The organism is Azospirillum agricola (genome assembly GCF_017876095.1).
Lineage (GTDB): Bacteria > Pseudomonadota > Alphaproteobacteria > Azospirillales > Azospirillaceae > Azospirillum > Azospirillum agricola.
In genome coordinates this window covers 19,449-31,722 of sequence record NZ_JAGINM010000019.1, presented here as the reverse complement: position 1 = coordinate 31,722, position 12,274 = coordinate 19,449, and the positions used below count along the sequence as shown (strand labels likewise).

Here is a 12,274-nt window from a genome sequence, read left to right as displayed (position 1 = left end):
TCCTTACCCCACCTCGGCGAGCAGCGAGAATTCGTGACGGTCCTTGCCCTGGGCGGCGCGCTCCGCCCACGGGTCGTCCTGCGAGAAGCCCTGCGAGAAGACGAAGCGCGCGTTCAGCGCCCGGCGCCGCTCCGGGTCCTCGACCAGGATCGCCTTGATGTGATCCAGCCCGACCCGCTCCAGCCAGGGGGCGGTGCGCTCCAGGTAGCGGGCCTCCTCGCGGTAGAGCTGCATGAAGGCGCCGGTGTATTCGAACACCTCCTCCTCCGTCGCCACCTTGACCAGGAAATCGCAGGCCCGCACATGCAGGCCGCCGTTGCCGCCGACATGCAGCTCGTAGCCGCTGTCGACGCAGACGACGCCGAGATCCTTGATGGTCGCCTCGGCGCAGTTGCGCGGGCAGCCCGACACCGCCAGCTTGACCTTGTGCGGCGTCCAGGTGCCCCAGGTCAGCTTCTCCAGCTTCACGCCCAGCCCGGTCGAATCCTGCGTGCCGAAGCGGCACCATTCCGACCCGACGCAGGTCTTCACCGTGCGCAGCCCCTTGGCATAGGCGTGGCCGGACACCATGCCGGCGGCGTTGAGGTCGGCCCAGACGGCGGGCAGATCCTCCTTCCTCACGCCGAACAGGTCGATGCGCTGGCCGCCCGTCACCTTCACCGTGGGGATGGCGAACTTGTCGACGACGTCGGCGATGGCGCGCAGCTCCGACGCGCTGGTCAGACCGCCCCACATGCGCGGCACGACCGAATAGGTGCCGTCCTTCTGGATGTTGGCGTGGGCGCGCTCGTTGATGTAGCGCGACTGGTAGTCGTCGGCGTATTCGCCCGGCCAGGCGCACAGCAGGTAATAGTTCAGCGCCGGCCGGCAGGACGCGCAGCCGTCGGGCGTCGTCCATTCCAGCGCCTGGAAGACGTCGGCCATCGTCCGCAATTCCTGGCCGACGATGGCGGCGCGCACCGCGTCGTGGCCGTGGCCGGTGCATTTGCACATCGGCTTGACCGTCGGGGCCGCCGTGAAGGCGTCGCCGGCGGTCAGCGCCAGCAGCGTCTCCACCGTGCCGGTGCAGGTGCCGCAGGAGGCCGAGGCCTTGGTGTGGGCGCGCACCTCGTCCAGGCTGGTCAGGCCCTTCTCGGTGATCGCCTTGACGATGGTGCCCTTGCAGACGCCGTTGCAGCCGCAAATCTCCGCGCTGTCGGGGAGGGCGGCAACGGCGGCCTTAGGGTTTCCGGCGTCGGAGCTCCCAAACCCCTGCCCGAAGATCATCGTGTCGCGCTCGGCCCCCAGTTCGGCGCCGTCTTTCAGCAGCGAGAAGTACCAGCCGCCGTCCTTGGTGTCGCCGTAGAGCACGGCGCCCAGCAGCCGGCCGTCCTTCAGCACCAGCCGCTTGTAGACACCGCGCGCCGCGTCACGGAACACGATGTCCTCGGTCCCCTCGCCGCCGGAGAAGTCGCCGGCCGAGAAGACGTCGACCCCAGTGACCTTCAGCTTGGTCGAGGTGACGGAGCCGGCGTACCCCCCGCCCCCTTCGCCCTCGGGCCCGGCCGCAAGGTCGCCGGCCAGCACCTTGGCCATCTCGAACAGCGGGGCGACGAGGCCGTAGGTCAGGCCGCGATGCTCGACGCATTCGCCGACCGCGCAAATCGCCGGGTCGCTGGTGCGCATCCGGTCGTCGACGCGGATGCCGCGCCCGCACTCCAGCCCGGCGGCCTTGCCCAGCGCCATGTTGGGGCGGATGCCGACGGCCATCACCACGATGTCGGCGGGCAGTTCGCGCCCGTCCTTCAGGCGGACCGCCTCGGCGCGCTCCGCGCCGACGATCTCGGCGGTGTCGGCGCCGCACAGCACGGTGATGCCGCGCCGCTCCAGTTCACGCTGCAGCAGGGTGCCGGCCGAGGGGTCGAGCTGGCGCTCCATCAGCGTCGGCATCAGGTGGACGACGGTGACGTCCATCCCCTTGACCCGCAGCCCGTTGGCCGCCTCCAGCCCGAGCAGGCCGCCGCCGATGACCACGGCGCGCCCGCCCTTCGCCGCCGCCTCGAGCATGGCGTCGACGTCGGCGAGGTCGCGGAAGCCGATCACCCCCGGCAGGGTCGCGCCCGGCACCGGGATGATGAAGGGCATCGAGCCGGTGGCGAGCAGCAGCCGGTCGTAGCCCAGCGTCCGGCCGCCCACCGAGGTGACGGTGCGGGCGGCGCGGTCGATGCTCTCGACCGGCTCGCCGGTCAGCAGGGTGATGCCGTTCTCCTCGTACCAGGCGCGGCTGTTCAGCACGATCTGGTCGAAGGTCTTCTCCCCGGCCAGCACCGGCGACAGCATGATGCGGTTGTAGTTGGGGTGCGGCTCGGCCCCGAAGACGGTGATCTCGTAACGGCCCGGCGCCTTCGCCAGCAGTTCCTCGACCGTCCGCATCCCGGCCATGCCGTTGCCGACGACGATCAACCGTTCCTTGGGCGGAGCGGGGGTGTGAGCTTGCGTCTCGTCCTGTCCGACGACTGGCCCGATGGGTGATGAGAGCGGGTGATGCATGTCCATGGCGTCTGCCTCGTCTCGCTGCCGGCCTGCCGAAGGGTCAGGCACGGGGCCAAAAAGAAAGGCGTCCGAACGGGCCCGCAGCCCGCCCGGAAGGAGCGGATGCCAGCCTGTTCGGACGCCGTTGTCCGGGCGGTTCGTCGTCGAACCCTGGCCGAAGTCCGCGCTGCGTCGCCCGGTTCCGGCCCTGTCGGCGGGTGTCGGCGACGTTGCCGGCGCCCGCGCTTGTCTCGCCGTTCTCTTCGCAAGCCGCGTGCCAAGCAGGACGCGACGCGCCCCTCCGCGCAGGAACGCCAGCGTTTGCGCGGGGAACGCCGCCGGTTCGGGATCAGCACCTAGGTGCCTGTTTCCGGACCATACTTAGGTGTTGGTCACAAAACGGACAGCGCGGCCCTTGTGCGCCGCAAAAAACAGCAGTCCGCGCGGACGCCGCAACGCGGTCACAAGGTGGGACGGACGCAAGCGGGGTTGCCGTTGCGCTTGGCGCATCCTGCCTTCCGCGCCGGATGCCCGTTCATTGGGCAGTTCCCGGTCACGCCAAAGGGTCGCGCCGGTCACGCCCCCATGCGTGGCGTCGGAGCGGCCGGTTGTCCAGGGCGGGACGGCTTTTTCTTTTGGCGGAGTCCACGCCGTGCCGCTGGCAATCCCGCCATGTTCCGATTAGCTATAGACACGAACAATTCATCCGCCCGACAGAAACGAGCGGACAGGAAGGGAGACGCGCCATGTCCAAGGCCATGCGCATCCACCAGGGGCAGTTCGGCCGCGTCGCCCTGCTCGACATGGACAACGCGCTGATCCACCACGCGCATCCCCATTGCCATGTGCTGATCAAGGCGTCGGGGGCCGACACGCAATTCGCCGTGCGCGAGGAGATCCACCCCTTGCTCGACGACACCGCCGTGCTGGTCAACAGTTGGGAGGCGCATTCCTACGCCCACCAGCCGGGCGCGCCGCGCACCGTGATCCTGGCGCTGTACATCGAACCGCGCTGGCTCGGCGAGATGCAGCGGGAATTCACCGCCAGCGGCAGCCCCGGCTTCTTCCCGCAATCCTGCGGCACGCTGACCCCGCGTATCCGCAAGCTCGCCGACCGGATGGCGGCGGAACTGCTGTACGACGATCCGTCGGGCGACCGGATGGAGCACGCGCTGTTCGAGTTGATGATCGCCATCATCGACCGCTTTTCCGAATGGCGCAGCCTGCGCGGCACCAAGGTGGCAATGCCCGCCACGGCCACCGATTTCCGTGTCCGTCAGGCGATCCGTTTCATGGCCGGCACGCTGGGCGAGGAGTTCGACGCCGGTCGCGTCGCCACCGCCGCCGGCCTGTCGCGCGCCCACCTGTTCCGCCTGTTCCAGCAGACCATGGCGATCACCCCGGCGCTCTATTTCAACGTGCTGCGCATGGAGGCCGCCATCGACGCCATGGCCGGCGGCACCGAAAGCGCCACCGAGGTGTCGGGACGCCTCGGTTTCGCGGCGCCCAGCCATTTCAGCCGCTTCTTCCGCAACCACCAGGGCGTGACCCCGACCGAATACCGCCGGGTCGTGACCCTGGTGGACCGGATTGGGGTGGACCGGATGGGGATGGACCGGACAGGCGCCGGTCGGGCATGACCCCGGTGTTCACGAAAATGAGACGCTAGGGTAATTCGCGACACCCCACGGTAAAGGGTCCGCGCGCCGTCCGGTCTAGTCTTCCCCCGTAACGGGAGGACAGCATGACGGCAACCCAGACCGTTGAACGAACAGCGGAAAAGCCGCGAACCGGCGAACCCTTCGTCGGCCGCGCCATGCCGCGCGTCGAGGACGCGGCGCTGCTGACCGGCGTGGCGCGCTACGCCGACGATCTGCCGGTGAAACCCGGCACCCTGCACGCGGCGGTCCTGCGCTCGCCGCACGCCCACGCCGAGTTGCTGGGGCTGGACACCGCCGCCGCGCTCGCCATGCCGGGCGTCGCCGCCGTGGTGACGGGCGAGGACGCCAAGCGTTACGCCAGCGCCTTCCTGGTCGGCGTGCGCGCGCCGATGGAGCATTGGTGCCTCGCCGTCGACCGTGTCCGCTACGTCGGCGAGCCGGTCGCCGTGGTGCTGGCCGACGACCGCTACCGGGCGGAGGACGCGCTCGACCACATCCAGGCGCGCTACCGGCCGCTGCCGCCGGTGACCTCCATCGCGCAGGCCCTCTCGCCGGACAGCGAACCGCTGCACCCGGCGGTCGGCTCCAACATCGTCAACAGCCGCCCGTTCCTCTACGGCGATCCCGACGCGGCCTTCGCCGCGGCGGCCCGCGTGGTGACGGTGGAGGTCGAATACCCGCGCAACTCCTGCACGCCGATGGAATGCTTCGTCGTGCTGGCCGACTACGACGCGGCGGAGGATTCCTACGAGGTCCTGTCGAACTTCTCCGGGCCCTTCGCGGTGCATCCGGTGATGGCCCGCGCGCTGAACGTTCCGGGATCGCGGCTGCGGCTGAGGACACCGCCCCATTCCGGCGGCAGCTTCGGCAACAAGCAGGCGGTCTTCCCCTACGTCGTCCTGATGGGCGTCTGCGCGCGGGCCGCCGGCCGGCCGGTGAAGTGGGTCGAGGACCGGCTGGAGCATCTGATGGCGGCCACCTCGGCCACCGCGCGGCGGCTGCGGATCGAGGCGGCCGTGGAAGGCGACGGCCATGTGCTGGCGCTGCGCATGGAGCAGACCGAGGATTGCGGCGCCTATCTGCGGGCGCCCGAGCCGGCCTCGCTCTACCGCAATCACGGCAACCTGACCGGCGCCTACGACATTCCCCATCTGGCCCTGACCAACCGCATCGTCGTCACCAACAAGACGCCGACCGGGCTGAACCGGGGCTTCGGCGGCGGGCAGCTCTATTACGGGCTGGAGCGGCTGATGAACCGCGTCGCGGTGGAGCTCGGGCTCGACCCGCTCGACGTCATCCGCCGCAATCTGGTGGCGGCCGAATCGATGCCCCACCGCACCGCGTCCGGCGGGCTGCTCGATTCCGGCGACTACCGCGCGACGCTGGAGGAGGCGGTGCGCGACGGCGCGCTGGACGCGCTGAAGGCCCGGCGCGACGCGCTGCGGGCGGAGGGGCGGCTGTACGGCATCGGCTACGCCGCCGTGGTCGAGCCGTCGATCTCCAACATGGGCTACATCACCACGGTCCTGACCGCCGAGGAGCGCCGCAAGGCCGGTCCCAAGAACGGCGCGCAGGCGACCGCCAGCGTCGCCGTCGATCCGACCGGCGGCGTGTCGGTCAGCGTCGCGTCGGCCCCCCAGGGCCAGGGGCACCGGACGGTGCTGGCCCAGGTGGTCGCCGACGTGTTCGGCCTGCGGTTCGAGGACATCCGCGTCAACACCGACCTCGACACCGGCAAGGACGCGTGGTCGATCGCGTCGGGCAACTATTCCAGCCGCTTCGCCGGGGCCGTCGCCGGGGCGGCCCAGATCGCCGCGACCCGGCTGCGCGACCGGCTGGCGGCCCTCGCCGCCGCCCCGCTGAACACCACGCCCGACGAGGTGCGCTTCGCCGGGGGCAAGGTCTTCGCGTCCGGCAACCCGGACAACGCGCTGTCCTTCTCCCGCGTCGCCGCCGCCGGCCATTGGGCGCCCGGCACGCTGCCGGACGGGCAGGAGGCGGCCCTGCGCGAGACCGCCTTCTGGACGCCGGAGCCGCTGAAGGCGCCGACCGAGGCCGATTCCATCAACAGTTCGGCCTGCTACGGCTTCATCTTCGATTTCTGCGGGGTCGAGATCGACCGGACGACCGGGGCGCTGCGCATCGACCGCTACGTCACCATGCACGACGCCGGGCGGCTGCTGAACCCGCTGCTGGTGGAGGGGCAAATCCTCGGCGGCTTCGCCCACGCCGTCGGCACCGCGCTGTACGAGGAATACGCCTACGGCGACGATGGCCGCTTCCTGTCCGGAACCTTCGCCGACTACCTCGTGCCGACCGCCCGCGAGGTGCCGGTGCCGGTGATCCTGCACCGCGAAACCCCGTCGCCCTTTACACCGCTCGGCGCCAAGGGCGTCGGCGAGGGCAACTGCATGAGCACCCCGGTCTGCCTCGCCAACGCGGCGGCCGACGCGCTGGGCGGCGCCGTGCCGTCCCTGCCGCTGACCCCGGCCAGGCTGGCGGCGCTGATCCACCCCGCCGACGAGCCGCCCCGGCCGGCCGGCTCCACCCGCTCCCCACCCGCCAGGCAGCCCGCCAAGCCGGGCGGGCGCGGCCTGACCGGCGAGGGCAGCCGCGAGGTTCCGGCGACGCCCGAACAGGTCTGGGCCATCCTGCTCGATCCCAAGGAATTGGCGGCCCTTCTCCCCGGCTGCGAGGCGCTGGAGCTTGCCGGTCCCAACGCCTACCGCGCCGAGGTGGTGGTCGGCATCGGGCCGGTGCGCGGCCGCTACACCGCCGAGGTGGCGCTGTCCGACCTCGACCCGCCCAACGCCCTGACCCTGACCGGCAGCGGGGCGAGCGCGCTCGGCACCGGGCGCGGCACCGGCCACGTCACGCTGGAGCGCACCGACGGCGGCACCCGCGTCACCTACCGCTACAGCGCGGAGGTCGGCGGCAAGGTCGCGGCGGTCGGCGGCCGGATGCTCGACAGCGCGTCGCGCCTGCTGATCGGCCAGTTCTTCGAAAAGCTGGTCGCCCGCGCCGGGGGCGGAAGCATCGCGGCCGAACCCCCGTCCCTGCTCGCCCGCCTGCTGCGTCTTCTGGGAATCCGCCGATGAAGCCCGCTCCCTTCGATTATCTGCGGCCGGCGACGGTCGCCGACGCGCTGGCGGCGCTGGCCGCCGGTGGCGACGACGCCCGCGTGATCGCCGGCGGCCAGTCGCTGATGCCGATGCTGAACATGCGCCTCGTGCAGCCGCGCCTGCTGATCGACCTCGGCGGCCTGTCCGAGCTGGGCACGCTGCGCGCGGAGGACGGCTGGCTGACCGTCGGCGCCGCCGTCACGCAGGCTCAGGCGCTGGCCCGCCCCGGCCTGACGGACGAGGTTCCGCTGCTCGCCGCCGCCCTGCCCTGGGTCGGGCATGTCCAGACGCGCAACCGGGGCACGCTCTGCGGATCGGTCGCCCACGCCGATCCCAGCGCCGAGGTGCCGCTCTGCCTCGTCGCGACCGGGGGCGAGGTGGTCCTGCGCAACGCCGGACGCCGCCGCACCGTCGCCGCCGCCGATTTCTTCCTGGGGCCGCTGACCACGGCGCGCGCCGCCGACGAGATCGTGGAAAGTCTGCGCTTCCCCCTCGCCGCCCCCGGTTCCGGCCATGCCTTCCGCGAGATGTCGATGCGCCACGGCGATTTCGCCATCGTCGCCTGCGCCGCCACGGCGACGGCCGAGCGGATCGGCCTCGCCGTCGGCGGGGTCGCCGACCGGCCGACGGCGCGGTCCTGGCCGCTGGCCCCCGGCGGCGCCCTGCCGCCGGACCTCGACGCGCATCTCAACGCCTTCGCCTGGGAGCTCGGCGGCGACGACGACCAGCACGCCAGCGCCCGCTACCGCCGCGAGCTTGTCCGCCGCATCGGCCGCACCGTTCTTGAGGAAGCCCTGTCATGCCGGTCCTGAATCCGCGGGCCCTGAATCCGCGGGCCCCGAATCCGCGGGCCCTGAACGCCGACACACGGCACACCGTCACCATCACGTTGAACGGCCGTCCGCGCAGCGGGCAGGCCCACCCACGCCTGCTGCTGAGCGACTTCCTGCGGCACGAGCTGGGCGCCCACGGCACCCGCGTCGGCTGCGAGCATGGCGTCTGCGGCGCCTGCACGGTGCGGCTGGACGGCATCGCGGTGCGCGCCTGCCTGACGCTGGCGGTGCAGGCCGACGGTCGCCGGGTCGACACGGTGGAGGGGCTGGCCGAGGCCAACCAGGGCCGGATGACCGCCCTTCAGGAGGCTTTCCGCCGCCATCACGCGCTGCAATGCGGCTTCTGCACCGCCGGCATCCTGATGTCGCTGTCGGACTGGCTGGAGCGCACCCCGAACCCCACCGATGAGGAGCTACGCGACATGTTGAGCGGCCATCTCTGCCGCTGCACCGGCTACGCCGGCATCGTCCGCGCCGTGATGGACGTGACCGGCCAAGCAATCCCCAGCGGGGAGAGCGCCCATGTTTGACCTGGGCCGCAGCATCCTCGCCAGCGCCGAACGCAGCCCGCACGCGCTCGCCATCGTCGACGGCGACACGCGCCTGACCTACGCGCAATGGCTGGAGCGCATCCGCCGGCTGGTCGGCGCGCTGGACGGTTTCGGGCTCCGTCCCGGCGACCGCATCGCCACCGCCCTGCAAAACACCTGGGAAATGGCGACCATCCATTGGGCCTGCCAACTCGCCGGCATCGCCGTGGTGCCGCTCAACTGGCGGGTGAAGGCCGACGAGCTGGACTACTGCCTGCCCGACGCCGAGGCGCGCCTCCTGGTCTTCCAGGACGTCTCGGCCGAGGCCGTCGGCGCCTCCCCCGCCGCCCTCGCCCTGCCGCGCGTCGCGGTCGGGGACGCTCCCGGCGGCTCGCACGCCTTCGCCGACCTGCTGAGCGGCCCCCCGGCGCCGCCCGTGTCGCGCGCCACGGCCGAACATGCGTCGCTGTTCCTCTACACCTCCGGCACCACCGGCAAGCCCAAGGGCGTGCCGCGCCGCCACCGCGCCGAACGCGCCGCCGCCGTCGCCCATGTCGCGCAGAACTGCTACCGGCGGGGCGAGCGGACGCTGGGGGTGATGCCGCTCTACCACACGATGGGCGTGCGCTCGCTGCTGGCGATGGCGCTGATCGACGGCTGCTTCGTCGGCCTGCCGCGCTTCGACACCGCCCGCGCGCTGGAGCTGATCGCGGCGGAGCGGCTGACCTGCCTGTACCTGGTGCCGACCCTCTACCACGACCTGCTGGCCGACCCGCGCTTTTCGGCGACCGACCTGTCGTCGGTGCGCAAGCTGGGTTTCGCCGGGGCGTCGATGACCGACGGGCTGCTGAAGCGGCTGGACGCCGCCTTCAAGCCGGAGCTGTTCGTCAACCATTACGGCTCGTCGGAGATCTACACCTTCACCATCGACCAGAACGCCCCGGCCAAGCCGGGATCGGCCGGCAAGGCGGCGCTGAACCAGCGCATCCGCGTCGTCCGGCTCGCCACCCCCGATCCCGACGCCCTGGCGGCACCGGGCGAGGAGGGCCAGATCGTCGCCGACCTCACCGGCGACGAATCCTTCGAAGGCTACTGGAAGCGCCCCGACGCCGACGCCAAGGCGCTGCGCGGCGGCTGGTACTTCACCGGCGACACCGGCTTCCTCGACGCCGACGGCGACCTGTTCGTCACCGGCCGGGTCGACGACATGATCATCACCGGCGGCGAGAACGTCTCCCCGGTGGAGATCGAAAGCGTCCTGTCGCTGCACGCCGGCGTGCTGGAGGTCGCCATCGCCGGACTGCCCGACGAGCGCTGGGGCCAGCGCGTCGTCGCCTTCGTCAAGCGCGCCGGGGACGTCGAGGCGTCCACGCTGGACGAGCATTGCCGCGCCTCCGGCCTCGCCAACTTCAAGCGCCCGCGCGAATACGTCTTCCTCGACGAAATCCCGAAATCGCCGGTCGGCAAGATCCTGCGGCGCAAGCTCCAGGCCGGCGAGTTCCAGACCGAACGCCTGCCGGCCGGATCCTGACCCCCCTCATCCCATCCATGGAGTGTCTACCGTGACCCCCTACCGCTTCGCCAGCGCCGACAGCCTGCTCGCCGACCTCGACGGCTTCCGCGTGGAGATCGACGAGGCCGTTGAGCGCGCCGACATCGTGCTGGACCGCCCGCCCTTCAACATCGTCAGCATGCGCCAGCGCGAGCAGTTCAGCGCCGCCTTCGCCGCCCTCGACCGCGACCCCAGGGTGCGCGTCATCGTCCTGCGGGCCGAGGGCGAGAATTTCTCGTCCGGCGGCAAGATCACCGGCTTCATGGAAATGACGCCGGAGCATGTGTCCGAGCTGGCGGTCAACATCGCCGCCCCGGAACGCTGCCGCAAGCCGGTGATCGCCCAGGTGCGCGGCTACTGCTTCGGCGTCGGCTTCGAACTGTCGCTCGCCTGCGACTTCCGCATCGCCTCGGACACCGCGCAGTTCGCCCTGCCGGAGATGCGCATCGGCATGATCCCCGGCTCGGGCGGATCGGCGCGCCTGCTGCACATGATCGGCATCGCCCGCACCAAGGACATGGTGATGCGCGCCAAGCGCATTCCCGGACGTCAGGCCGCCGACTGGGGCTTCGTCACCGAATGCGTCGCCGACACCGAGCTGGAAGGCGCCGTCACGGCGCTGGTGAACGAGTTGCGCGGCTTCTCGCCGCTCGCCCAGCGCACCATCAAGGGCGTGCTGAACAGCGGCAACAACGTCCCGGTCAACGGCGCCATCGAGATCGAGGGCCAGGCCTACGGCCGCCTGCGCGGGTCGGAGGACTTCAAGGAGGGCGTGGAGTCCTTCACCGAAAAGCGCAAGCCGGTCTTCACGGGCGTGTGACCAAGGGCGTGTGACGACGCCGCGCGACAGCACGATCAACCCAGGGAGGAAACAACAATCATGACCAAAGCCACGCTTCCCGCCACCGCCGCGCTCGCCCTGCTCGGGCTCGCCGGCGGCGCGTCCGCCGCCGAACCCATCCGCATCGGCGTGGTGACGCCGCTGTCCGGCACCTACGCGCCCATCGGCCAGCAGGTCCGCTGGGGGCTGGAACTCGCCCTCAAGGAGGTCAACGCCGCCGGCGGCATCATGGGCCGCCCGGTGGAGCTGCTGTTCGAGGACGAGGAGGCCAACCCGGCGGTCGCCACGCAGAAGGCGGAAAAGCTTTTCCAGGTCAACAAGGTCGATTTCCTGACCGGCACGGTCAATTCCGGATCGACCCTGGCGGTCGGGCAGCTGGCCGAGCGCAACGACCGGCTGATCGCCACCACCGTGTCCTTTTCCGACGCCATCACCACCGACAAATGCTCGCCCAACGTCTTCCGGGTGAACGCGCGGGCGGGACAGCAGTCGGCGGCGCTGGCGGAATGGCTGGCCAAGGACAAGCCCCAGGCCAAGGTCTATTACCTCGGCCCCGACTACGAGATGGGCCGCTCCACCGTCGCCGCCTTCAAGGCGGCGGCGGAGAAGACCGGCGCCCAATCCACCGGCGAGGTCTTCGCCCCGCTCGACAGCAAGGACTACTCGCAGTATTTCGGCCAGCTCCGCGCCGCCCGGCCGGCCGTGCTCTACACCTCGACCGCCGGCAACGACACGGTGCGGCTGCTGACGCAGATGAGCGAATACGGGCTGCTGCGCAACCTGACCGTGGTCGGCGCCTCGGGCACCGTCACCGCGCAGAACATCGGCGCCATCGGCAAGGCGGCGGACGGCTTCGTCACCGGCGTCGGCTATTCGGCGGAGCTCGACACGCCGGAGAACAAGGCCTTCGTCGCCGCCTTCCGCAAGGCCTACGACGCCGCCCCCGACCTCTACGGGGCGGACAGCTACGGCCTGCTCGCCTTCTACAAGGCGGCGGTCGAGAAGGCCGGGACCACCGAGACGGCCAAGCTGCGCGAGGCGATGCGCGGCCTGCAATGGCCGACGCCGCAAGGCCTCAAGACCATGCGCGCGGGCGATCACCAGGCGATCCAGGACATGTACGCGGTGCGCGTCACCGAGGGCCGCTTCACCATCGTCGGCACGGTCCCCGGCGAGGCCGCCATCGGTCCGGACCTCTGCGCGCGGTTCTGAGCCCGACCAGCC

Annotated in this window: 8 protein-coding genes; 7 read left to right on the top strand and 1 reads right to left on the bottom strand. The window is 71.1% G+C overall.

Annotated features, from left to right (window positions below):
• Positions 1-3: 3 nt before the first annotated feature.
• A complete protein-coding gene (nirB, locus tag J2847_RS24505; protein ID WP_209781409.1) occupies positions 4-2,535 on the bottom strand; it encodes a nitrite reductase large subunit NirB in 2,532 nt (843 codons plus the stop codon).
• Positions 2,536-3,257: 722 nt separating this feature from the next.
• On the opposite strand from nirB, the gene J2847_RS24500 reads away from it, so the two are divergent.
• The 7 genes from J2847_RS24500 to J2847_RS24470 all read left to right on the top strand — a co-directional run bounded on the left by J2847_RS24500 (position 3,258) and on the right by J2847_RS24470 (position 12,262).
• The gene (locus tag J2847_RS24500; protein ID WP_209781408.1) at positions 3,258-4,151 is read left to right on the top strand and encodes an AraC family transcriptional regulator; all 894 of its coding nucleotides are present in this window, start codon (positions 3,258-3,260) and stop codon (positions 4,149-4,151) included.
• A gap of 104 nt (positions 4,152-4,255) precedes the next feature.
• Positions 4,256-7,270 (top strand): xanthine dehydrogenase family protein molybdopterin-binding subunit, encoded by a 3,015-nt coding sequence (locus tag J2847_RS24495; protein WP_209781407.1) that lies wholly within the window; start codon positions 4,256-4,258, stop codon positions 7,268-7,270.
• Positions 7,267-8,106: an FAD binding domain-containing protein gene (locus J2847_RS24490; protein WP_209781406.1), complete on the top strand. Its 840-nt coding sequence runs from the start codon at positions 7,267-7,269 to the stop codon at positions 8,104-8,106. The genes J2847_RS24495 and J2847_RS24490 overlap by 4 nt, the downstream gene beginning before the upstream one ends.
• Entirely contained in the window at positions 8,094-8,657 is a 564-nt protein-coding gene (locus J2847_RS24485) for a (2Fe-2S)-binding protein (protein WP_209781405.1), read from the top strand. Before J2847_RS24490 ends, J2847_RS24485 begins: the two co-directional genes overlap by 13 nt.
• Entirely contained in the window at positions 8,650-10,188 is a 1,539-nt protein-coding gene (locus J2847_RS24480; protein WP_209781404.1) for an AMP-binding protein, read from the top strand. Before J2847_RS24485 ends, J2847_RS24480 begins: the two co-directional genes overlap by 8 nt.
• A 31-nt stretch (positions 10,189-10,219) precedes the next feature.
• Positions 10,220-11,029, top strand: coding sequence for an enoyl-CoA hydratase/isomerase family protein (locus J2847_RS24475; protein ID WP_209781403.1), 810 nt, complete (start codon positions 10,220-10,222; stop codon positions 11,027-11,029).
• 60 nt (positions 11,030-11,089) lie between these two features.
• Positions 11,090-12,262 carry an ABC transporter substrate-binding protein gene (locus J2847_RS24470; protein WP_209781402.1) on the top strand — a complete coding sequence of 391 codons (1,173 nt, stop codon included), beginning with the start codon at positions 11,090-11,092 and terminating at the stop codon, positions 12,260-12,262.
• The last annotated feature ends 12 nt before the right edge of the window (positions 12,263-12,274 follow it).

Bases quoted from the DNA above. Each gene is read 5' to 3' on its own strand.
- J2847_RS24485 (WP_209781405.1), top strand. From the start codon at position 8,094: ATGCCGGTCCTGAATCCGCGGGCCCTGAATCCGCGGGCCCCGAATCCG.
- J2847_RS24490 (WP_209781406.1), top strand. From the start codon at position 7,267: ATGAAGCCCGCTCCCTTCGATTATCTGCGGCCGGCGACGGTCGCCGAC.
- nirB (WP_209781409.1), bottom strand. From the start codon at position 2,535: ATGGACATGCATCACCCGCTCTCATCACCCATCGGGCCAGTCGTCGGA.
- J2847_RS24470 (WP_209781402.1), top strand. From the start codon at position 11,090: ATGACCAAAGCCACGCTTCCCGCCACCGCCGCGCTCGCCCTGCTCGGG.
- J2847_RS24495 (WP_209781407.1), top strand. From the start codon at position 4,256: ATGACGGCAACCCAGACCGTTGAACGAACAGCGGAAAAGCCGCGAACC.
- J2847_RS24480 (WP_209781404.1), top strand. From the start codon at position 8,650: ATGTTTGACCTGGGCCGCAGCATCCTCGCCAGCGCCGAACGCAGCCCG.
- J2847_RS24500 (WP_209781408.1), top strand. From the start codon at position 3,258: ATGTCCAAGGCCATGCGCATCCACCAGGGGCAGTTCGGCCGCGTCGCC.